The sequence below is a fragment of the Blautia sp. HCP3S3_G3 genome, from assembly GCF_052063365.1.
Taxonomy (GTDB): domain Bacteria; phylum Bacillota; class Clostridia; order Lachnospirales; family Lachnospiraceae; genus Blautia_A.
In genome coordinates, this window is the sequence record NZ_JBQHXR010000003.1 from 112,770 (window position 1) to 135,569 (window position 22,800).

Annotated in this window: 18 protein-coding genes; 2 read left to right on the forward strand and 16 right to left on the reverse strand. The window is 45.4% G+C overall.

Going from position 1 to position 22,800, the window contains the following annotated elements:
• Positions 1-8: 8 nt before the first annotated feature.
• From ACTNEW_RS05765 to gpr, 13 genes are all read right to left on the reverse strand, one after another.
• Positions 9-1,289 carry a CdaR family protein gene (locus ACTNEW_RS05765; protein ID WP_441058896.1) on the reverse strand — a complete coding sequence of 427 codons (1,281 nt, stop codon included), beginning with the start codon at positions 1,287-1,289 and terminating at the stop codon, positions 9-11.
• Complete coding sequence (gene cdaA / locus ACTNEW_RS05770) at positions 1,279-2,154, reverse strand: diadenylate cyclase CdaA (RefSeq protein ID WP_441058898.1); 876 nt, start codon at positions 2,152-2,154, stop codon at positions 1,279-1,281. The genes ACTNEW_RS05765 and cdaA overlap by 11 nt, the downstream gene beginning before the upstream one ends.
• 119 nt (positions 2,155-2,273) lie before the next feature.
• Complete coding sequence (locus tag ACTNEW_RS05775) at positions 2,274-3,380, reverse strand: hypothetical protein (RefSeq protein ID WP_441058900.1); 1,107 nt, start codon at positions 3,378-3,380, stop codon at positions 2,274-2,276.
• Positions 3,377-3,811: a hypothetical protein gene (locus ACTNEW_RS05780; RefSeq protein ID WP_441058902.1), complete on the reverse strand. Its 435-nt coding sequence runs from the start codon at positions 3,809-3,811 to the stop codon at positions 3,377-3,379. The genes ACTNEW_RS05775 and ACTNEW_RS05780 overlap by 4 nt, the downstream gene beginning before the upstream one ends.
• Positions 3,812-4,078: 267 nt before the next feature.
• Positions 4,079-4,804: a double zinc ribbon domain-containing protein gene (locus ACTNEW_RS05785; RefSeq protein ID WP_441058904.1), complete on the reverse strand. Its 726-nt coding sequence runs from the start codon at positions 4,802-4,804 to the stop codon at positions 4,079-4,081.
• Between the two features lie 125 nt (positions 4,805-4,929).
• The gene (recD2, locus tag ACTNEW_RS05790) at positions 4,930-7,170 is read right to left on the reverse strand and encodes an SF1B family DNA helicase RecD2 (RefSeq protein WP_441058906.1); all 2,241 of its coding nucleotides are present in this window, start codon (positions 7,168-7,170) and stop codon (positions 4,930-4,932) included.
• A gap of 45 nt (positions 7,171-7,215) precedes the next feature.
• On the reverse strand, positions 7,216-8,205 hold the full coding sequence (locus ACTNEW_RS05795) for a rod shape-determining protein (RefSeq protein ID WP_441058908.1): 990 nt from the start codon (positions 8,203-8,205) through the stop codon (positions 7,216-7,218).
• A gap of 130 nt (positions 8,206-8,335) precedes the next feature.
• Positions 8,336-11,182: an excinuclease ABC subunit UvrA gene (gene uvrA, locus ACTNEW_RS05800; RefSeq protein WP_441058910.1), complete on the reverse strand. Its 2,847-nt coding sequence runs from the start codon at positions 11,180-11,182 to the stop codon at positions 8,336-8,338.
• An 18-nt stretch (positions 11,183-11,200) separates the two neighbouring features.
• Entirely contained in the window at positions 11,201-12,355 is a 1,155-nt protein-coding gene (hemW, locus tag ACTNEW_RS05805; RefSeq protein ID WP_441058912.1) for a radical SAM family heme chaperone HemW, read from the reverse strand.
• A gap of 4 nt (positions 12,356-12,359) precedes the next feature.
• The gene (locus ACTNEW_RS05810) at positions 12,360-12,590 is read right to left on the reverse strand and encodes a hypothetical protein (RefSeq protein WP_441058914.1); all 231 of its coding nucleotides are present in this window, start codon (positions 12,588-12,590) and stop codon (positions 12,360-12,362) included.
• Between the two features lie 10 nt (positions 12,591-12,600).
• Positions 12,601-14,409, reverse strand: a complete 1,809-nt coding sequence (lepA, locus tag ACTNEW_RS05815) for a translation elongation factor 4 (RefSeq protein ID WP_441058916.1) — start codon at positions 14,407-14,409, stop codon at positions 12,601-12,603.
• Between the two features lie 179 nt (positions 14,410-14,588).
• On the reverse strand, positions 14,589-15,839 hold the full coding sequence (locus tag ACTNEW_RS05820; RefSeq protein ID WP_441058918.1) for a stage II sporulation protein P: 1,251 nt from the start codon (positions 15,837-15,839) through the stop codon (positions 14,589-14,591).
• Positions 15,840-15,929: 90 nt separating this feature from the next.
• Positions 15,930-16,838, reverse strand: a complete 909-nt coding sequence (gene gpr / locus ACTNEW_RS05825) for a GPR endopeptidase (RefSeq protein ID WP_441058920.1) — start codon at positions 16,836-16,838, stop codon at positions 15,930-15,932.
• A 403-nt stretch (positions 16,839-17,241) separates the two neighbouring features.
• Between gpr and rpsT the strand changes: the two genes are divergently transcribed.
• Complete coding sequence (rpsT, locus tag ACTNEW_RS05830) at positions 17,242-17,505, forward strand: 30S ribosomal protein S20 (RefSeq protein ID WP_441058922.1); 264 nt, start codon at positions 17,242-17,244, stop codon at positions 17,503-17,505.
• Positions 17,506-17,564: 59 nt separating this feature from the next.
• Here rpsT and holA read toward each other — a convergent pair whose 3' ends face one another.
• The gene (holA, locus tag ACTNEW_RS05835) at positions 17,565-18,563 is read right to left on the reverse strand and encodes a DNA polymerase III subunit delta (RefSeq protein WP_441058924.1); all 999 of its coding nucleotides are present in this window, start codon (positions 18,561-18,563) and stop codon (positions 17,565-17,567) included.
• A gap of 174 nt (positions 18,564-18,737) precedes the next feature.
• The gene (locus tag ACTNEW_RS05840) at positions 18,738-20,141 is read right to left on the reverse strand and encodes an alpha-glucosidase/alpha-galactosidase (protein WP_441058926.1); all 1,404 of its coding nucleotides are present in this window, start codon (positions 20,139-20,141) and stop codon (positions 18,738-18,740) included.
• 200 nt (positions 20,142-20,341) lie between these two features.
• On the opposite strand from ACTNEW_RS05840, the gene ACTNEW_RS05845 reads away from it, so the two are divergent.
• Positions 20,342-21,274, forward strand: a complete 933-nt coding sequence (locus ACTNEW_RS05845) for an AraC family transcriptional regulator (protein WP_441058928.1) — start codon at positions 20,342-20,344, stop codon at positions 21,272-21,274.
• On the opposite strand, the gene ACTNEW_RS05850 is transcribed toward ACTNEW_RS05845, so the two are convergent.
• Positions 21,226-22,794 carry a glycoside hydrolase family 43 protein gene (locus ACTNEW_RS05850; RefSeq protein ID WP_441058931.1) on the reverse strand — a complete coding sequence of 523 codons (1,569 nt, stop codon included), beginning with the start codon at positions 22,792-22,794 and terminating at the stop codon, positions 21,226-21,228. The genes ACTNEW_RS05845 and ACTNEW_RS05850 overlap by 49 nt on opposite strands.
• Positions 22,795-22,800 lie beyond the last annotated feature (6 nt).

Genomic DNA, 22,800 nt, shown 5'->3' on the forward strand with positions numbered 1-22,800 from the left:
TCGCCTCCTTATTCATCACTGCTGTTTTCGGCAATAGAAATTTCTGATATCTCAACTTCTGCAGTTACCGGGTCTACCAGTTCATACCCATCCGGAAGTTTTATTTTGACTGAAAGATCATAGTTACCTGTTGTCTTTCCCTCCAGATCTACAGAAGCTTCTATCTCTGCCGGATCAAGAGTTTCTTCTGCTCCATCTGTTTCTTTGATCCTGAGTTCAATCTTATCCATTGCAAAAATCACCTGCGTGTCTTCCGGCTGATTCTCCACTGCAATATTATTGGTATCCAGTTCATAGGAATGACTGCCCTCCGGAAGTATATTCACCCGCACCCACACATCTTCGCTGGCACCGCTTGGGAGCTTCAGGCCATCGGAAAGCAGCTGGGTAATATTCACTTTCGTCTCAACATCCGAACTTTCACCGGAAATATCTATATACTCGGCAGGAATTCTGATCACGTTACCTTCTTCCTCAAGAATACCAAGTGCTTCTTCACTTCCTGCAAGACTGAGCACATTCGGTACTGTGACAACACTCTCCACCTGATAGCCTTCTGCCGGTTCACCGGTATAATCGCCGATGATCTGTATATTGGAACGAACCCTCCAGAGTTTCGCAGTAACCGTCACCTTCGGCACATTCAGATAACTCATCTGTGCATCGGTCAGCTGCGTTCCGTTTTTGTCATAAATAACAAGCTCTGTTTCCTTCGTCACGTTCTCTGTTTTATTATCCACACTGATATTCGCTGTTACATTCCCTATTATATTGATCAGGCTGGTCGGACCCGTAATCTTGATTTTTTCTGGATTTGCCGTCAGAGAACCAATCTCGTAACCTTTCCCCGGCTTGGATTCTCCACTGTTCACACTGATTACAAACTCCTGGGTTTTCTTATCCTCAAGATGAACTGCAAGATTATTGGGAACCACTTCTATATTGCCCGGAGAAACGCCATCACAGGAAACCGTGATCGGAACCATAACCGGGTCCTCATCAAAACTCAGTGCCTGCTGCAGATCCGCAACCGCACGAATGTCTGATGCAGATATCCTGCTCAGAGTCTTACGCTCTGCTGTAATATAAACACGGAACGTCCCATGATCTGTATCAGGCAATGGAACTTTCTGATCAATGTAAGTCTGATTCAAAAGTTCCACATTCTGAATCGTGTAAGAAACCGTTCTGATTGGATTGTCGACATTTACAACGATCATCCATACCAGAACGGCAGTTGCCACCGACATGATCTTCAGAGAGATGTTCCGGATCAGTTTATTCTTCATGCTTCACTCTCCCTTTCAGAAGCTGCCGCAGCCTTCTGCTGTCAACAACCTGTTTATTCTGTGTCTCTACCAGAATTTCTCTGAGACGTGTACTGTTTACATTTCGCATGAGTTTCCCGTCTTTTGCAACGGAAACCTGCCCTGTTTCTTCTGACACAATAATCGTAACGGAATCCGTCACCTCACTGATTCCCACTCCTGCACGATGTCTGGTTCCCAGCTGTTTGCTCAGTTCCATATTATCAGACAACGGCAGATAACAGGTTGCTGAAACGATGCGGTTTCCTCTCACGATTACTGCTCCGTCATGAAGAGGCGTATTATGTTCAAAAATATTAATCAAAAGCTGGCTTGTCAGCACAGCATCCAGCGTAATACCTGTACGCTCATATTCTGTCAGAAGAATATCCTGCTCGATCACGATCAGCGCACCAGTCTTTACTTCTCCCATATCAAAGCAGGCTTTGATCAGCTCATTGACTGTTTTATCTGTAAATCGCTCCGTTACTTCTTTGCTGGTATCAAACGGAATAATCGCAGCCATAATATTCTTCTGTCCCAGCTGTTCAAGAACCTTACGCAGTTCCGGCTGAAAAATTACCACAACCGCTATGATCATAATATTGGCAAGATTCGACACGATCCACAAAATCGTATTCATCTTAAAAATATAAGCAACCAGGAGGAAAATCAGCACTACCAGAATTCCCTTCAAAAGCGTATATGCTCTTGTATATTTTATCCAGACCATGAACTGGTATATAAAAAACGCAATCAGGGCAATTTCTATGATGTCAATAATACCAATGCTGGGCAGAGAAATCTTGAATAAATATCTCTCCAGTATTCCCTGCAAGTTCTGCATAAAATCCTCCCCTCCGCTATCTGTTTTTAGTATTGCAAAAAATCCAAAACACTTCCCTGTAATACTTCAGAAATACATAAAAAACTTCCGCACAGCAGATATTTCCACCTGCTGCAGGATTAAAGATCTTTTAAGGATTCTTCCAGTTTCTTTTCAAAATCAATATCATCCAGATCATCTTTCCGTTCTACCGGCATCTCATCTGTACGTCTTTTTTTGGTTTTTCTAGGTTTCTCTTCTCCCTGAAACATCGGCTCGGAAAAAGAAACAACACTCTCCTCACTTCTCCGGTCTTCTCTGGAATTTCCTCCATTGATTTTCTTGATGCTTCGCTCAGATGTCGTTACCGCAGCCTTAGGAACTGCCTTTACATAGTAGTAATACTCATCATCTTCATACTCCAGACGTTCTGTTCTCGTATAATCCCCGCCGAAAACAAAGAATTCCAGCACAATACCGATCAGAACAGCTGCAACGGAATAAACGATCAGCGGAACAATATCCACAGATACACCAAAATAAAAGCTTCCGCCCAGCATAATCAGTACATATGCAACACCGCCTGTAACAATTGCAATTCTCCATGCATAGTCAAAAGAACGGGTACGGATCAGATTCACCAGCAGTATAACCACAATAAATGCAATCACTGTAATCCACATTTCCCAGTTGGTCACCATCCCGTCAGCCATCATTGTGAGACGATCCATGACTTCTACATCAGGATTCTGGAAACTCTGTGCATTTGCATTCAGAAACTTAATAAAATAATAAATAATCACTCCGCATCCGGACGGAAGGACAGAAACAGCACTTCCCAGAAGTCCGCTGCCGATCGGAAGTAATACCGGTACATTCAGTGCAAAAGAAAGAGGTGTAAAAACCATCACGAGATTCTTACCTGCACTGAATCTCAGAAAAAGGATCATCATAAACAGAAGGAGCACCAGCATAAATCCAGCAGCTTCGATTCCCAGCGCATAGCTGTGTCCAACCATCAGAACGCATCCTGCAAACACCATCACGGACGATGGAAGAATCGAACAGATCAGTGCAAGAATCAGCACGATAAAAATATTATTCAGTTCATTCATATAACCCATACTCTGGTTGATCCAGGAAAAATAGGAAAATCCGAGTATAAATTTCAGAAGAGGCATAAAATACATTTCATACTGCCCGTAAAAATTCTTGATTTTCTGTTTCATTTCCAGTAATGCTGTCATTTTCTATGTCCTCCTGACGTTCTGCGGCCTGCAGATTTCTTTTCTTCACGGCTGTATATCTTTTCCAGTCTGGTAAGATCTCCATAATACTTCTTGACACTTTTCTTCGCGCAGTGATATCTGACGGAATACTGGATATACGTCAGACAGGAAAATACTACAAGAACCGCCACATATCCGGCAATAATCCCGATTCCAAGGGAAATCAGATCCATCTTATGAATATTTTCCAGAAGATATTCTCCATAATATGCGGCAACTCCCGCCAAAATCAGTACATATCCGATCGTTACAAGAAAAAAGTTCTTGATCAGTGCAAGCCCTATATAGTCGCTTCTGTAATACTTACTGACCGGAAGGTATTTTTTTCCCTCGCCTTTTTCATACATGGCGAGCTTATTCATGATTTTTACCTTTTCTTCGTTTATCATAACATGCTCCTTGTCATTTTACTGCAGCCAAGCTATACGGAAATATCTTCCAGCGCAGACATCAGCTTTCAAGAAAGAATCCTGCTTTGCAGGATTCTCCGCCTGCGGCGGATTGCTTTAGCAATATATTTCCTCTCCGCGCAGTGCGATTCTGCCCAGAGGGCTTTTAAATGAAATACTCATACAGATGAATTGTAACATATATCCCAATCCATGAAAAGCCCCTTTTCTGCTGTAAATCCAGTAAAACACACCAAAAAACGCATTTCAGTCAACATCGATTCCCATACAGACCGTCAGAAAATAAACCTGATCCGCACCGGCTTCTCTAAGGCATGCTGCAGCCGCATCCATCGTACTTCCGGTAGTATAAACATCGTCAACCAAAAGAATCTTCCATCCATCCAGACGCTCTGCCACCTCAAATGCATCACTCAGATTCCTGCGCCGTTCTCCGGCATCTAGCTTTTTCTGGGATTTTGTCTTTTTTATTTTTCTAAGCACTCCGGAAGCTGTCGGAATTCCATAAAAATCCCCGATTCTGTCTGCAAGATATTCTGCCTGGTTAAATCCTCTTATTCTCCTCTTGGACGGATGCAGCGGTATGGGAATGATCAGATCCGGATTCCACCGGTGTATTTCTTTGTCTGCGTATCTGCACATTGCCGCCGCATAAAAATCTCCGTATTCCCTGCGTCCGTAATATTTATATTTCACCAGGGAAGTTCTCATTCTGTCATCGTACAGATAAATCCCCCGCCCTTCACTGAAAGAACGATGACGAACACTGCATTCCGGACAGTATTCTTCCTCTGCTCTTACCGGTTTCCCGCATTTCATACATCCCGGTCCTGTATATGGTTTTAATTCTGCCGAACACTCCGGGCAGATCAGAAGACCCTGATCCGCCAGTATCCGGTGACATACGGGACAGCACCTCGGATAAAGGCTGTTCAGGATTCCTGTCCCGGCTTTTCTGATCCATTGTTTCAAGAGATGTCCTTTCTCCCCGATGACGCTCTCTTTTCTTCTTTTCTTTTTTGACAACACAGCTCAAGACTACTCAACACAGCCAAGCTGTATGCCTGTTCCTATTTCTTCCGGCTTACATGTCTTCCTCATATCCGATTCTGCTCTTCCAGTTCCCGTATTCGGATATCCAGAGAACTGAAACGCTTCTGCTGTTTTTCATTGCGGATCATTTCCGCAAAGGTTTCTTCACTTCCTACAACAGTCACACATTTCCTCGCCCTTGTCACTGCTGTATAAAGAAGATTTCTGTTCAAAAGCATTTTGGGTCCTGAAAGCAGAGGTATCACAACAGCCGGATACTCTGATCCCTGCGATTTGTGGATCGTAATGGCATAGGCCAGCTCCAGCTCTTCCAGCTGTTTGAAAGAATATTCCGCATGTCTTCCATCCTCAAATTCCACTTCCGCTGTTTCCGCAAAATCGTTGATAGATCTGAGAATACCGGTATCCCCGTTAAATACACCCACACCTTTTTCCACGGGAATTCCATAATTCCCTCTTATTTCCCACTCCAACTGATAATTGTTGCGGATCTGCATGACTTTATCCCCTTCGCGGAAAAGCCCCTGACCGAATTCTTTTTCTTTTTTGGTTTCATCCGGAGGATTCAGATATCTCTGCAGAATCTGATTCAGACGTTCCACTCCCAGAAGGCCCTTTCGCATAGGAGTCAGAACCTGAATATCAAACGGCTTTTCCTCCACATAACGGGGCAGTTTTTCCTGTATGAGTGCGATCACGACACGGATGATCATATTGGCATCATAACGCTTCAGAAAAAAGAAATCACGGCTCTTATTATCCAGAATGACCTGTTCTCCTCTATTGATCTTATGTGCATTTACTACAATGTCACTTTCGGATGCCTGACGGAAAATCTTTTTCAGTTCCACCACCGGAAACTGTCCGGACCGGATAATGTCACGAAGAACATTTCCCGGTCCCACACTGGGAAGCTGATTCTCATCTCCCACCAGGATCAGTCGTGTGCCTGCCGTAACAGCCAGAAGAAGCGAATGCATCAGATGAATATCCACCATAGACATTTCATCAATAATCACCACATCTGCATCCAGCGGATTCTCTGCATTCCTCTCAAAATGTACCGCCTGGCCCTCTCTCTCTTCATCCGGAAGCCCGGTCAGTTCCAGCAGACGGTGAATGGTCTGTGCCTCATATCCGGTTGCCTCTGTCATACGCTTGGCAGCACGGCCGGTTGGAGCAGCAAGCCGCAGTTCTGCGCCTTCTCCCTCAAAATAATGGATAATCGCATTGATCGTCGTCGTCTTACCGGTACCCGGACCTCCCGTCAGTACAAACAGACCGTGTCCCGAAGCTTCCTTCACAGCTTTTTTCTGCATTTCATCCAGAATGGTTCCTGTGTCCTTTTCAATCTGTGCAATTCGTCTGTCCACCAGTTTCTCGTCTTCCGGACATATGATATTCAATTCCGACAGCATTCTGGCTGTATTCAGCTCCAGATAATAAAACTGCGTCGGGTAGACGATTACTCCCTCTTCCTGCTGTTTCAGTATCACTTTTCTGTCCAGGGAAAGATCCATCAGATGTTTTTCCATATAAGAGGGGGCCACATCCAGAAGTTCCGATGCTTTTGCAAACAGAATCTCTTTCGGGAGATAGGTATGTCCTTCCCCGGCAGCCTGCTGAAGAGTATACATCATTCCGCTCCGGATCCTGTAATCGGAATCCGTATGTATTCCAATTCGTGCCGCAATTTCATCCGCAATCTTAAAACCAACGCCGCTGATGTCATCGGCCAGACGATACGGATTTTCCTGTAGGACACTGTAAACAGATTCTTTATATTTCTGATAAATCTTTGCACCCAGATTCAGAGAAATGCCGTATTTTTGCAAAAACATCATAGCTTTTCTCATATCAGCTTTTTCTGTTACCTGAGCAGCGATTTCTCTTGCTTTTTTTTCACTGATGCCTTTTACTTCCGCCAGACGTTCCGGTTCTTCTTCCACGATTCTGAGAGTATCTTCTCCAAAATGACGGACAATTCTTCCGGCAAGCGCCGCTCCCACACCCTTGATTGCCCCGGACCCCAGATAACGTTCCATTGCAAGAGAATCTTCCGGCATTTTTTCCGCAAAAGACTCGATCTGAAACTGTTTTCCATAAACCGGATGGCGGGTATAGGAACCGGAAGCTTCTATGGTCACACCCTGGGATACAGATGGAAAAGAGCCCACACAGGTCAATTCTTTCTCCTGATTGTCTTTCAGTACAAACACTGTATATCCATTGTCATCATTTCGGAAAATAATATGGTCGATATATCCTGTTACTGTTTCACTCATACTTTCCTCCTGTATATAAAAGAATCCTGCTCTGCAGGATTCTTCTCAGCTTTCCATCTTTGCCATGACTTCCGCATATTTGCCGGTTCCCACAGCCACAACATTCATGGCATCCTGGACCGTCAGCGTATTGACACCGGTACGCTGTTCGATCAGTGTATCCATTCCATGAAGCATTGCCCCGCCTCCGGTAAGTACAATGCCACGCTCTACAATATCTGCAGCCAGTTCCGGCGGTGTTTTTTCCAGAACACTGTGAACCAGCTCCACCACCTGATTCGTTGCATCTTTCAGAGCCACACGGATTTCTTCAGAAGTAATGACAGCCACTTTCGGAAGACCTGTCATAATATTTCTTCCCTTCACTTCCATGGTTCTGGGATTTGCCTCTTCACTTGCCGTTCCGATGGCAATCTTGATTTTTTCCGCAGCTTCTTCACCGATAAACAGACTGTGATTCTGACGGACATAACTCAAAATTGCCTGATCAAATGCATCTCCGGCCACCTTGATTGTTCCGGACACCACCACTCCCGCAATGGAGATCACCGCAACATCCGTTGTTCCGGCTCCGATATCCACCACCAGATTGCCGTAAGGTCTGGTCACATCCACCCCTGCACCGATGGCAGCGGCGATCGGCTCTTCCACCAGATACACTTCTCTGGCCCCGGACTGATAAGTGGCCTCTTCTACTGCTTTGCGCTCAATTTCCGTAATTCCGCTGGGTACACAGATACTAATCCTGGGTTTTCGGAAAGCTCTCCTTCCCAGGGCTTTGGAAACAAAATACTTCAGCATCTTTTCCAGAACAGTATAATCTGTGATCACGCCCTGACGGATCGGACGGATCAGTTCCATATTTGACGTCAGATGTCCGGCCATTTGGCGGGCTTCCTCTCCTATGGCTCGAATTTTTTCGGTATCTTTATCATAAACAACAATGGAAGGCTCATTCAGTATCAGTCCCTTCCCTGTAGAATATACCAGACTGTTTCTGGTTCCAAGATCAATTCCAATATCACTTGCAGGCACAGGAATCCCCCTTTCCTATCACAGTTATTATAAACAACTGTGTTTCAAATGAAAAGTTTTTTATCGTGAACTTTTCGTGTCGTCGTTACTGTCACTGCTGTTCAGCCATTCACAACAGCATGTAATCTTCTTATTTATTGTCCAGATATTTCGCCACGTATTTTCCTGTATAGGAAACTGGATTGGCTGCCACTTCTTCCGGAGTTCCGCTGGCAATAACGGTACCGCCTCTGTCTCCGCCTTCGGGTCCGATATCAATGATATAATCTGCCGTTTTGATCACATCCAGATTATGTTCAATCACTACAACCGTATTTCCGCCTTCTGTCAGGCGTTTCAGAATATCCACCAGCTTATGCACATCTGCAAAATGAAGTCCCGTTGTCGGCTCATCCAGAATATAGATCGTACGGCCTGTGCTTCTCTTGCTCAGTTCTGTGGCTAGTTTGATACGCTGTGCCTCACCTCCGGAAAGTTCCGTAGACGGCTGGCCCAGTTTGATATAGGAAAGCCCCACATCATACAGAGTCTCAATCTTTCTCCGAATAGAAGGGACATTTTCAAAAAATGTCATTGCTTCTTCCACCGTCATATTCAGGACATCATAAATACTCTTATCCTTATATTTGACAGCCAGGGTTTCCCTGTTGTATCGTTTTCCTTTACATACTTCACAGGGAACATACACATCCGACAGAAAATGCATTTCGATTTTAATAATTCCGTCTCCGGAACAGGCTTCACACCGGCCGCCTTTTACATTAAAGCTGAAACGTCCTTTTTTGTAGCCTTTTGCCTTGGCATCCGCGGTTGCGGCAAACAGATCACGGATCTGGTCAAATACGCCGGTGTACGTTGCCGGATTGGATCTTGGAGTCCGCCCGATCGGGGACTGGTCAATATTGATCACCTTATCCAGCTGTTCTTCTCCCAGAATATCCTTATGTTTGCCCGGAATCGTCCGCGCACGGTTCAGATCCCTTGCAAGCCGTTTATAGAGAATCTCATTCACCAGAGAACTTTTGCCGGAGCCTGAAACACCAGTTACACAGGTCAGCACTCCAAGAGGAATGTCCACATTGATATTTTTCAGGTTATTTTCCGCAGCACCTCTGATCCGCAGAAAGCCCGTCGGCTTCTTTCGTTCTGCAGGCACAGGAATTTTTATTTTGCCGCTGAGATAAGCTCCGGTAAGGGAATCCGGATTTTTCATCAGATCCTCTGCTGTTCCGATTTCCACCAGTTCCCCGCCATGCATGCCGGCCCTCGGTCCGATATCCACCACACAGTCTGCTGCCCTTATGGTATCTTCGTCATGTTCCACCACGATCAGACTGTTGCCCAGGTCACGCAGACGCATCAGAGCACCAAGCAGTTTGTCATTATCTCTCTGATGCAGACCAATACTCGGCTCGTCCAGGATATAGGCAACTCCCACCAGTCCGGAACCAATCTGCGTTGCCAGACGGATACGCTGTGCCTCACCTCCGGACAGAGTGGCCGTTGCACGTCCAAGAGAAAGATAATCCAGTCCCACTTCCGAAAGGAAACCTACTCTCTGCCTGATTTCTTTGAGGATCTGTTTCCCGATCAGTTCCTGCTGAGGAGTCAGCTTCAGTTCTTCCATAAACTTTTTCAGATTTTCGATGGAAAGATTGGTGACTTCATAAATATTCTTCTCTCCTACCGTTACTGCAAGAGCTTCTTTTTTCAGACGCTGCCCCTTGCATTCCTTGCAGGGAGTAATCCGCATAAAAGTCTCATATTCTTGTTTCATCGTATCTGAACCGGTTTCACGGTATCGCTGCTCCACATTTTTGATCAGTCCCGGAAACGCCACATCGTAAATGCCTTCACCGCGCTGTCCTTTATAATGCACCTTGACTGAGTGTCCGTTGGTGCCGTGAATCAGCATATCCTGAATTTCCTGCGGATACTCCTGAAACGGAGTATCCAGACTGAACTGGTATTCCCGGGAAAGAGCGTCCAGAATCGCTCTTGTAAAACTTCCCTTATCTGTACAGGACTGCCATCCTGTCACCCGGATTGCTCCTTCTGAAATACTCAGAGACTTGTCCGGGATCATCAGATCCGGATCAAATTCCATTTTGTATCCCAGACCCAGACAGGCCGGACAGGCACCAAACGGATTATTAAAGGAAAAGCTTCTCGGTTCAATCTCAGGAATACTGATCTCACAGTCCGGACACGCAAAGCTCTGGCTGTAATTATGAATATTTCCATCCATGGTATCCACCATCAGAAGTCCATCGGCCAGATTCATGACCGTCTCAATGGAATCTGACAGACGTTTTTCAATCCCCGGTTTTACTACAAGACGATCTACCACGATCTCAATATTATGCTTCAGATTTTTGTCCAGAGAAATTTCTTCCGACAGCTCATACAGGCTTCCGTCAATCTGTACACGGACATAGCCGCTTTTCTTGGCCTGTTCCAGAAGCTTCGCATGAGTTCCCTTGCGCCCCCGGACAACCGGAGCCAGAAGCTGGATTCTGGTGCGTTCCGGAAATGCCATAATGGAATCCACCATCTGATCCACCGTCTGCTTGCGAATCTCTCTTCCGCATTTGGGGCAATGGGGAATTCCCACTCTGGCATAAAGAAGACGGAAATAATCATAAATTTCGGTCACCGTTCCCACAGTAGAACGAGGGTTTCGGTTGGTAGACTTCTGATCGATGGAAATTGCAGGCGGCAGACCCTCGATAAGATCCACATCCGGTTTTTCCATCTGTCCCAGAAACTGTCTCGCATAGGAAGACAGTGACTCCATATAGCGTCTCTGTCCTTCTGCATAAATGGTATCAAAAGCAAGCGAAGATTTTCCTGAACCACTCACACCTGTCAGTACAACAAACTGGTTTCTTGGAATATCCACACTTAAATTTTTCAGATTATTCACATTCGCACCGCGTATTTTGATAAAATTTTTACCTGTTGTATTTGCAGCCATTTGTGCCTCCATATTTATTCAAAACAAAAATTCTGCCAGTATCGTATTGCTCACATGGATTCCACTGCGGGTAAAACGCCAAAATCCGTCTTGTTGTTCCAGAAATCCTCCGGACTCATATTTTCTCAGAATCTCTCCATACACCTCATCCAGAGATATGCCGAAACACCCGGCAAAATCCTCTGCCCGGATTCCTTCTGTCATCCGAAGTCCCAGGAACATGAATTCCTCCATTTTTTCTTTCTCTGTCAGACGATGTAGTTCTCTTCGGATTTTGTCCGGACAACTGTCTTCACGCAGGTATTCCTCCATATCTGAAGTATTGGAAAAACGCACATCCTGGTAAAGAGACGATGCACCAAGTCCCAGTCCGAGATATTCCGTCCGTCTCCAGTAACCGGTATTATGACGGCATTCCCGCCCGGGTTCTGCGTAATTGGAGATTTCGTACTGATGATATCCATATTGGCCCAAAATTTTCGCCGTATCTTCATACATCCGGTACTCCGTCTCTTCATCCGGCAGATTCAGGTCTCTCTCAGAAAAAGGAGTCCCTTCTTCAATAATCAGACTGTAAGCCGATATATGTTCCGGTTTCAGTTCTGCCACAGTCCTGAGCGTGTGTTCCCATCCCTCACAGGTCTGCTTCGGAACAGCAAACATCAGATCCACATTAATATTGTCAAAACCTGCTTTCCTTGCAAGAAAAAAGCTTTCCAGGAATTCCTCATAGGTGTGGATCCTGCCAAGCTCCCGAAGTTCCCGGTTATCCGCCGACTGCAGTCCCAGACTCAGCCGGTTGATTCCTGCGTTTCGGTAGATTTCCAGTTTTTCTTTCGTTAAAGTCCCCGGATTTGCCTCTATGGTAATCTCGGCATCCGGGGAAAATAAAAATTTCTTTTTCAGGCAAAAAAGAAGTTCTCTGATCTGTTCTGCCTCGAGCAAAGATGGCGTACCTCCGCCGAAAAATACAGATATCACTTCGTACCCTTCTGCCGGAGACACCCCCTGAATTTCTTTCAGAAGAGCCTGCACATATTCTCTGCGGCGTTCTGTTCCTGCAGGACCTGATAAAAAATCACAATAATCACATTTTTTCACACAGAACGGGATATGCACGTAAAGTTCCAGAGGTACGCACTTCTCCCGCTCTGCACAAGCTGATTTCGGCATTTGTTTACTCTCCCGCCAGATATTCATTTACCATGGTCATATTTCCATTTGTCACCACTGCGTCGGGATTGATTTCCATTGGATCCGGGGTAGGGGTGGGCTCCGGCGTGATCGTAATCTCCATCACCTGCTGGCTTTCCGGATCCTTTTCTTTTGCGCACCCACAGCCGGAAAACAGACTGCATGACAAAAGAACCGCAGCCAGCAGACATTTTCTGACATATCTCCTGTTCATGATCAGCTCCTTATTTGTCATCCAGCTTCAGCACACTCATAAAGGCTTTCTGCGGAATTTCCACATTTCCTACCTGACGCATTCGTTTCTTACCTTCCTTCTGTTTCTCCAGAAGTTTCTTCTTACGGGTAATATCACCGCCATAACATTTGGCAAGAACATCTTTACGCATGGCCTTAACTGTTTCTCTGGCAATAATCTTGCTGCCGATCGCTGCCTGAATCGGAATCTCAAACAGCTGGCGCGGAATTTCCTCTTTCAGTTTTTCACACATTTTGCGGCCTCTCTCATAGGCAGTATCCGCATGTACGATAAAGGACAGAGCATCCACTTCTTCTCTGTTCACCAGAATATCCAGTTTCACCAGTTCACTGCGTTCATATCCGCATAATTCATAATCCAGAGATGCATATCCTCTGGAACGGGATTTCAGTGCATCAAAAAAGTCATAAATAATCTCATTCAAAGGCAGCTTGTATTTCAGGAGAGCTCTCGTCTCTTCCATATAATCCATACCGCCGTACTGACCTCTGCGCTCCTGGCAGAGATCCATGATCGCGCCGATAAACTCTGTCGTAACCATAATCTCCGCATTAACCATCGGCTCTTCCATATATTCAATTTCCGACGGATCCGGAAGGTTCGTCGGATTTGTCAGATCGATCACTTCTCCGTTCGTCTTATGCACTTTATAAATAACACTCGGTGCGGTAGTTACCAGATCAAGGTTGTACTCCCGCTCCAGACGTTCCTGGATAATCTCCAGATGAAGAAGTCCAAGGAAACCGCAGCGGAAACCAAATCCCAGTGCAACGGAAGTCTCCGGCTCATAAAACAGAGAGGCATCATTCAGCTGCAGCTTCTCCAATGCGTCGCGGAGATCGCCGTATTTCGCCCCATCAGCCGGATACAGTCCGCAGTAAACCATGGGATTCACTTTTTTGTAACCGGGAAGTGCCTCTGCACAGGGATTGGAATCATCTGTAACTGTATCACCCACGCGGGTATCTCTCACATTCTTGATACTTGCCGTAATATACCCAACCATGCCCGCTGTCAGTTCTTCACAGGGAATAAACTGACCTGCACCAAAATATCCGACTTCCACAACCTCTGCCTTAAATCCGGTAGCCATCATACGAATCGGTGTTCCTTTTTTTACACGGCCATCCATCAGACGGCAGAACACAATAACTCCCTTATAAGGATCATATACAGAGTCAAAAATCAGAGCCTTCAGAGGCGCATCCGCATCTCCTGAGGGCGCAGGAATTTTGGCCACGATTTCTTCCAGAACATCTTCCACGTTCAGTCCTGTCTTGGCAGAAATACGGGGAGCATCCTGTGCTTCCAGTCCAATGACATCCTCAATTTCATTAATGACCCTCTCCGGATCTGCACTCGGCAGATCGATCTTATTGATTACCGGAATCACATCCAGATCATGATCCAAAGCCATATAAACATTGGCAAGGGTCTGGGCCTCAATTCCCTGTGCAGCATCTACTACCAGAACTGCACCATCACAGGCTGCAAGGCTTCTGGAAACCTCATAGTTAAAATCCACATGCCCCGGTGTGTCGATGAGATTAAAAATATATTCCTCCCCGTCTTTTGCTTTATAAACAATGCGCACAGCCTGGGATTTGATCGTAATGCCGCGCTCACGCTCCAGATCCATATTATCCAGAACCTGTGCCTGCATCTCGCGCTCTGTCAGAAGTCCTGTCATTTCAATAATTCTGTCTGCAAGGGTAGATTTCCCATGATCAATATGTGCAATAATACAAAAATTACGAATCTTACTCTGGTCTGTCATTAAGACCTTCCTCCTCTTATTTTTTCCATCCATGTACCAGCACATCGTAAGTGAAATAGCTGATACATCTGACTTGTCTGTTATTCGGTATACTAGAACGCTATTATAGCATAAACCCGCTGGATTTGTCATCGGCTTTATGCTAACCGAACTCATGTTTGTGATATTTTTGTGATATTTTACCAAATTTCACCGGTTCCGCAAAGAACTTTATTGAGAATATCAGCAAAAGGCTCCATTGCGTTTTTTACTTCCTGAATGGTATTGTTCTGTGCACCTGCTTCCAGAAGAAGAGTTTTTGGAAGAAGATGGAGATTATACCGAAGTCCGGCCAGATAAATTCCTCTGTAAAAATCCGGATAATACATGGCAGCCTGATATTCCAGCTGAAAAGAAAAAGCCAGATTATCCTGTATATATGGATTGGGCAGGTATTCTACAGGGCCATTGTTCACTGTATAACTCAATCCATTATAAAACATAATCTGGGCTGTATCTTTTCCATTGATTTCTGTAACCAGATGCCGGTCATCCGGAACACCGTCCCTGTGCAGATCGATCACTACCTCTATCGATGGATTTTCCGCCAGCACCTGTTCCACATACTCCCGGGCAAAATCATAAGCACGGCTCCTGTCGACTTCCCCGTCTATGATATCAAAAGTTTCCGTAACATGAATCACATTGTAGCCGTATTTTTCTGTAAGAATATTGGAAAGGCAGGTTCCCACACCTACAATGGTATCCTCCGGAACACCCTCTCTGGAATCCGCAAAAGTTTCCTGACTGTGACTGTGGTAGATCAGGATCTGAGGCTGTAACGCATTTTTATCGATCGTCAGATCTTCCTCGAGAAACCGCGCGGCGTTCAGCTGCTCCGGACTGGTGGCAGTATTGGAGTCCAGGATAAAAAACTGCCCCAAAAGGTAATCATAATCTGCCAGAGACTCCGGAGAAAGATCCACCTCCGGATGAGGACTGGATTCTTCGGATACCGAATCTGTATTTCCCGGAACTACCGTTCCGCTTTCCAGATCTGTTTCTTCTGAAATACCTGTTTCCGGTTCCTGTTCTGCTTCTTCCGAAATATCTGGTTCAATTTCTGCATCTGTTTTTTCTGTTACTTTTCTTTCACTTTCCAAATCCGTTCCTTCCTGTTGACTGTCTTCTTCCAGAATTCTCTGCTCGTTTTTGTTATTTTCATTCAGGACCTGTCCAGCTATATATTCCGAATTTGCCGCAATGATTTTTTCACCGGTTTCCGGATCTTCTCTCTTTCGCGCCTGCACCGCGTTTCTTTCCAGAAAGCAATACAGGGGAAACTGTCTGTACAGATTCTCTTTCAGATAAAAAGGCTCCGGCGCCAGTGTCATCACAGCAAAAAAACACAGGCTTAATATCACACAGCATGCCTTCTGGAAATTTGTCACACGATCACCTCTTTCAAGTTATCCTATGACAGCTTCCTGCAGATTATACTAAATTACGGACAACCGTGCCGGTATATTGCTTCCCGGCTTTTATCTCTGTAAAAAAGCCAGATTCAAACCTTCAGAAATGGTGAAACTCAGATATTTCACGGTCTCATCCACGTCTTTCGGAGTCACAAACATACTGTGAAGATGAGGAGAGATCATCTCCTCCAGAAATTCTTTCTGCTCCGCTTCATCCAGAGCATCCAGAAGATGCGCCATGGAATCATGTACAATTGTTGCAGCATCCACTACGGTAGGAACTCCTATTCCGATCACTTTTACCCGAAGGTTTTCTTCCGTCAATCCGATCCGATGGTTTCCCACACCGGAACCAGGGTGGATTCCTGTATCAGTGATCTGAATCGTCCTGTTCAGCCTTTTCACACTGCGGGCAGCCAGTGCATCAATGGCAATCACCACATCCGGTTTTGTCTCACTTACCACACCCTCCACGATTTCCGAAGTTTCCATTCCCGTCTGCGCCATCACTCCCGGAACAATTCCGCTGGTCTGATGCATCTTTTCCTCACCCATTCCTTTCAGCCCGTATTCCCGGATAACATGACGGGTGATATGAAGATTTTCCACCACATGAGGCCCCAGGGAATCCGCTGTGATTGCCTGATTTCCCAGCCCTACCACCAGAATGGATTTCTCTGTTTCCAGATCGATCAGATGTCTCAGGTGTTTTGCCACTTCCTCCGAAACTTCTCTGTGATAATCCTCATCCGGAATGGACAGATTCGGAGCTTCAATGGTAATGTAATGTCCCTGAGGTTTTCCCATGGCTTTTGCTCCATTTTCCGTGCGGATCCATACGACTGTTGTACGGATGTCTTTTTCTTCATTGTAATCTTCCTGAATTTCCACACCGCGTATTTCCACATGCCCCTGTGCAAAGCGCTCTGTCGTCTCCAGCGCCAGGTCTGTTCTGACTCTGTAATTGTCCCTCATGCTCTCGTCCTCCAAGATGTATAAGAATTTACCATGTACACTTTTTAAGAAAAACTCTTTCTTTGCCGGATTCTTCGCTGCAGTTCGATTCTGCACGAAAATCTTTTTTATTTAGTAGTAAGTCTTTACGTTTTTTTTGAAAATATGTATGTTTTCCGGTTTTTACAAAAACAGGTTCTGCGATCATGGCGGAACTGTGATCTTACAGTTTGTATTATTTTTTTGATAAAATTTCCGGTTGTTTTTTCCAAAAATATCAAAATAACAAATCATATTTTATCAGAAATATATATTGACATTCTTTACAATTTATCATAAAATGTATAAGCATGTTCGCAGGGGCGCCCGTGTCTGTTCCTGCGTCAAATACTTTTACTATTACCCTGAATTGGAGGTGTACAAATTGGCTAACATTAAATCTGCTAAAAAAAGAATCTTAGTTAACAGAACCAAAGCTGCGAGAAACAAAGCTATCCGTTCCGCTGTTAAGACTTCCATTAAGAAAGTTGAAGTTGCAGTAGAGAACAAGGATAAGGAAGCTGCACAGGCTGCATTAACAAATGCAATCTCCACTATCAGCAAAGCAACTTCCAAAGGTGTTTATCACAAAAACAACTGCGCTAGAAAAGTTTCCCGTTTAACAAAAGCCGTTAACAGCATCGGCTAATAGACGAATTTTCTATTTTTTAATTATAAGCTTATAATTAAAAGAGACAGTCACAACCGTCATGTGACTGTCTTTTTTTTCGCAGTACTGTATTTAATAATCAGCAATTCCACACTCAGGACATCTCCTAGACGTCCTGTCTTTACCGCTTCTTCCGCATCCACAAAATCCCGGACCGCCTCTTCCAGTTCCTGCAGGGAATACGCTCTGGCGCAGGACAGAATATTTCTTACTGCAAAAGCCGGAACGCCCAGCCTCGACATGATCTCATTCTGAGAAGCCCCCTCAACTGACAGCTGTTTTGCCAGAAACATCTGGCGATACTGTTTGGCAAGAAGAAACAGAATCCTCATCGGTGGCTCTTTCAGGGTGAGCAGATCATAATACAGATCCAGTGCCTTCTTCTGATTCTTTTCTGTGACTGCACGCACCATATCAAAAATCTTATTCTGGGTCTGAGTCGTACAAACTTCCTCAATATCCCCGGAAGTGACCACCTCCCGTCCCCAGGTATAAGTGATCAGTTTTTCCAGTTCCATGCGGAGATTTCCCATGTCTGTACCGGTCTTTGCCAGAAGAAGTTCCATGTCTCTCTGGGTGATTTTTTTGCCTTCTTTTGCCAGAACACCTGCCGCCCAGCGCATCAGCATCTTTTCATCCTGTCTGGCAAACTCCACGGCACGTCCGGCACTTTTTACTGTTTTGTACATTCTGCTGCGTTTATCCACTTCTGATTCCGCAAAGATCAGAACCATATAATCCGGCAGTTCTTTCATATAATCTGCCAGTTCCTCACATTTATTCTTAAAAAATCCGGTATCCTCCAGTAAAATCACTCTGCGGTCTGCAAAAAAAGGCATCGTCTCACAAAGATCGATAATTCCTTTTACTTCAATTCCCTTTCCCTCATAGCGGCTGAAATTCATCGTATCTCCGTCCGGATTCAGCGCATCCACCAGTTTCTGTTTGTACTGCTGTTTCAGATACGCTTCCTCTCCGAACAGAAGATACACTTGTTTGAAATTTCCTGTTTTAATATCTTCCTGTATGTTTTTCACTCTTTGGGCTCCCGTCATCTTTTCTTTTAGGCAACACCTATTTTAGCACATTCCATTGTCATCTGTACATGGGAATTTTCATTGACAGGAACCTGCCGGATGATTGTTTTCTTCACTCTCAGCCACACACAGAAAGGGTATATTTTTTCCAGCTTTTTGCTTCTTACGTTCCGCTTATTTTCTCCAGCCTTCCGGAAGATATTCCATCGTTCCCTGAATCATGTCATCCACCAGTTTTCGCACTTTTTCCTCCGAACATTTGGCAGATCTGACATTCGGATCATTCAGAAATGCCCGGACTACCAGTTCTTTATCACATGCCAGCGCTGCTTCCAGTGTATATTCATGGTTTTCAATATGAGGCATAATCAGTGCTTTCACATTTTCCGGAAGATTTCCTGCAATCAGCGGACGGATCGCATCCCGTTCAAACACTGCATTTGTCTCCACAATGGCATCTGCGGGAAGGTTCGGGATCTGATGATTCGTATTTGGTATATTCACATTGCTGACCATACGATCCAGACCGCAGAGCGCTCTGATCAGCAGAATTCCCTCTTCTCCTGTCGGTTTCAGTTCCACTTCTTCGTTCTCTTCCAGAAGCCTGCGGCTCTTTTCCAGACGATTCTTCAAATCTTCTTTTCTCCATTCCACCGTTGTCAGGCCATAATCCCATCCAGCCACGGTTTCCGGGTCTTTCAGATACTCATCCCCCGGCATGAATTCTGCCAGATGACGGTCACCGGCTGCCGCAATCATACCGTAACGGCGAAACAGATCAAATTTGACTCTGTGTTTGCATTCAAAAGAGGCATTGGCCCAGTTTCCGTCATTTTCTTTATATCCCTCTTCAAAATGCTTTTCAATATATTCCCGATACACCGGAAATAAATCGATTCCCTCATAAGAAGCATAGTCAAACCAGGTAAAATGATTAATTCCCAGCACATTCACATGGATATCTTTTCGTTCGATACCGGTAATCCCAAAAGTTTCCTCCACGATTCCCTTCAGTACCTTCTGGGTTCCAAACACCTCATGACAGCAGCCAAAAGCCTTAATTTCCGGAAATACCCGATACAGTGTTTTGACACAAAGGCTCATGGGATTGGTATAATTGATCACCCATGCTTTCGGTGCGTAGTTCTTGATTGCTTCTGCAATCGTCACATACATGGGAATCGTGCGAAGAGCACGGATAATCCCTCCCGGTCCCGCCGTATCCCCGACTGACTGATAAATTCCCAGACGTTCCGGCATGTGAACATCCACTGCCATTTCATCAAACGTTCCCGGAAGAATTGAAATCACCACAAAATCCGCACCCGTCAGCACATCTTCCAGACTGCTGCAGGTTCTGTATTCCCACTTTCCGACAGCTTCTTCACGGCGGCTCACCCGATTTCCAATAATCTCGTTTGCTTCTGCCGCATCCCTGTCCAGATCATATAAGCGGATCGTGCCGCTCATAGAAGGCTCCAGAGCCAGGTCGGTCATAAAAGTCCAGGCCCATCCCCGTGATCCTCCACCAATATAAGCAATCTGTACTTCCGATACCTTTCCCTCTGCATATTTCATAATTTTTTCCCTTTCTGTCCTCTCAAAATATAGTATAATAATTGTGAAGAAACAGGGGGCAAAACATTCTGCCCCTTTTTTATCAACGTATTTTCCGTACGTTATATCTCCTATTACCCGAAACCATCCGGAACAGAATTCTGTCTGCCCCTTTTCACACACAGAAACCCTGCCGCTCATGTCATGACAAGGAGGAACTTATGCGAAATGTCATCTACGAAGAAGCGATGGAAGGAGTTACCATCAGCCGTATTATTCGTAATTTTGAATTCAATATGCCGGCCAAACATACCCATGATGAATATGAAATCTACTATCTCATCAGCGGGGAGCGATCTTATTTCATCGAAAATCAGATTTATCATGTCTGTGCCGGAAATCTGGTCTTTATAAACAAAAACACCATTCACATGACCAGTCAGTCCGGTGATTCCTATCACGAACGAATTGTGATCGAATTGAAAAATGAGCCTCTTGCCTCTGTTCTGTCCTGCACCGGGGAACTGGAGCTTTCTCAGTTTTTTTCCCAGCATCAGGGAATTATCGCACTGACCCCGGAAGATCAGAAATATGTCACAGATCTTCTGGATGGAATCGCACAGGAAATCCAGAAACGCGATCCCGGATACAAACTCATGGCGCTGAACAAACTCACGCGTTTGCTTTTTTTCTCCCTGCGTTATCTGGAATGCAATGAACCGGTTGCCCCACTTTCACTCACAGCCTCACATCAGAAGGTTTCAGAAGTTGCTTCCTATATTTCCGCCAACTGCACAGAAGCAGATTCTCTGGATCAGGTGGCCAGGCGCTTCTATATGAGCAAAAGCTATTTAAGCCGGGTCTTCAAAGAATTCACAGGCTATACCGTCAATGAATTCATCAACGTCAACCGCATCCAGCTTGCCCGAAAGCTTCTGGCGGACAGTGACATGAATATTACGGAAATCGCCGAATTCCTTGGATACGGCAGCATTACCTATTTCGAAAAAACATTCCGCAAATATACGGAAACCACTCCTTTGAAATACCGCCGCCAGTGCCAGAAACAAAAGGAAAAGGAAACTCCCTCTGTACGCCCTCAGTCCTACATAGGAGAAAAGCTCCCATCCTCTTCCCGGCAGTTCATGAAATAATCATCAAAATCCGCATAGCATCTTCTGCCGGTCATATCATGACAATACATTCCCATATGAGCCCCCGTGAAACCCCGGCAGTTCTCATCTGTCAGAATCTCCGTATCCAGCCTTGCTCCTGTATCCAGCCAGTTCTGTCCGTCAAAGGAGTACAGGCAGGATGCCTCTTTGCTTCCTGAAACAATGCGAAGCCACAACGGCCCCTTCTCCGGAAGTTTTACCGGAACGATTTCATCCGTTGTGATCAGCGTGTCTGTTTTGATCACACAGAGGATTGGCTGTCCTTCCTCATCCACAGTCTTACCGAACAGATAAAAATTAGCTGCATCATACATATAGGACAAACCGGCAAACTGCTCCGGACAGTCCGGATAAAATTCCATACAGGTCTGTGCCGCTGCCTGATATTCGCTCTGCCGTACAGCCACAAGACTGACGTGGTGCAGGGAATTCAGAGACTCCTGTCCATACAGCCGCAGCCATCCCGGACGTTCTGTAAGGGAAACGCATTCCCCCAGCGGAACTCTCGGTACAGAATACCTCACATCCAGAGCATTTTCCTCAAAATCATCCTGTTCCTTTTGTGCCGCAGGAATCCAGGATTCGATTCCTTTCGGACTTTCTGTTTCATTCTGTGCAATTCTTCCTCCGCAGCACAGCCGCAGCCAGCCCTTTTCATTCCAGAACACTTTCTGGATTCCGGTTTCTCTCCCCAGTATACACCTTTTTTCCCCGTGAGGCGGTCTGGCACACAAATGCACCAGATACCAGTCCCCGTTCTGTGTTTCCACCAGGTCACCATGCCCGGCTTTCTGCAGAATATCCGGGTTATTCGTATCGGAAGTCAGCACAGGATTTTCCGGATCCACTTCGTATGGACCCCATACAGAACGCGCGCGTGCCATTGTCACACAGTGATCATATCCGGTACCGCCCTCTGCAGTCAAACAGTAATACCAGTCCCCGACATGATAAATGTGCGGTCCTTCTGTAAATCCGATTTCTGTTCCGCGAAAAACATTCCTCACTTCACCGGTAAGTTTCCCGCTCACAGGATCAAATTCCTGTACAAGCACTCCCTTAAATCCATTCCGCATATTGACCAGATATTTGCGCCCGTCACTGTCATGAAACAGGGATGGATCAAAACCGGTACTGTTCAGATAAACAGGATCTGACCAGGGGCCGCAGATATCCTCTGCCCATACCAGATAATTATGATTATTATAATACCGTCCTTTTTTGGTCTTTACATCTGTAAAAACCAGATAAAACCGTTTTCCATCGTAGCTGATATCCGGCGCCCAAATTCCTCCGGATGTGGGATTTCCCAGCATATTCAGCTGTGATATGCGGTTCAGCGGCGACGGAAGCTGTTCCCAGTGGGCAAGATCTCTGGAATGCCACAGATGAACTCCCGGCCACCATTCAAAGGTCGAGGTTGCAATGTAATAATCCTGCCCCACCCGGACGATACTGGGATCCGGGCAAAATCCCTTCAAGATCGGATTCTGAATCATCTTTTT

Coding starts and splice junctions, on each gene's coding strand:
- ACTNEW_RS05765 (WP_441058896.1), bottom strand. CDS start 1,289: ATGAAGAATAAACTGATCCGGAACATCTCTCTGAAGATCATGTCGGTG.
- cdaA (WP_441058898.1), bottom strand. CDS start 2,154: ATGCAGAACTTGCAGGGAATACTGGAGAGATATTTATTCAAGATTTCT.
- ACTNEW_RS05775 (WP_441058900.1), bottom strand. CDS start 3,380: ATGACAGCATTACTGGAAATGAAACAGAAAATCAAGAATTTTTACGGG.
- ACTNEW_RS05780 (WP_441058902.1), bottom strand. CDS start 3,811: ATGATAAACGAAGAAAAGGTAAAAATCATGAATAAGCTCGCCATGTAT.
- recD2 (WP_441058906.1), bottom strand. CDS start 7,170: ATGAGTGAAACAGTAACAGGATATATCGACCATATTATTTTCCGAAAT.
- uvrA (WP_441058910.1), bottom strand. CDS start 11,182: ATGGCTGCAAATACAACAGGTAAAAATTTTATCAAAATACGCGGTGCG.
- hemW (WP_441058912.1), bottom strand. CDS start 12,355: ATGCCGAAATCAGCTTGTGCAGAGCGGGAGAAGTGCGTACCTCTGGAA.
- ACTNEW_RS05810 (WP_441058914.1), bottom strand. CDS start 12,590: ATGAACAGGAGATATGTCAGAAAATGTCTGCTGGCTGCGGTTCTTTTG.
- lepA (WP_441058916.1), bottom strand. CDS start 14,409: ATGACAGACCAGAGTAAGATTCGTAATTTTTGTATTATTGCACATATT.
- gpr (WP_441058920.1), bottom strand. CDS start 16,838: ATGAGGGACAATTACAGAGTCAGAACAGACCTGGCGCTGGAGACGACA.
- ACTNEW_RS05840 (WP_441058926.1), bottom strand. CDS start 20,141: ATGAAATATGCAGAGGGAAAGGTATCGGAAGTACAGATTGCTTATATT.
- ACTNEW_RS05845 (WP_441058928.1), top strand. CDS start 20,342: ATGCGAAATGTCATCTACGAAGAAGCGATGGAAGGAGTTACCATCAGC.
- ACTNEW_RS05850 (WP_441058931.1), bottom strand. CDS start 22,794: ATGATTCAGAATCCGATCTTGAAGGGATTTTGCCCGGATCCCAGTATC.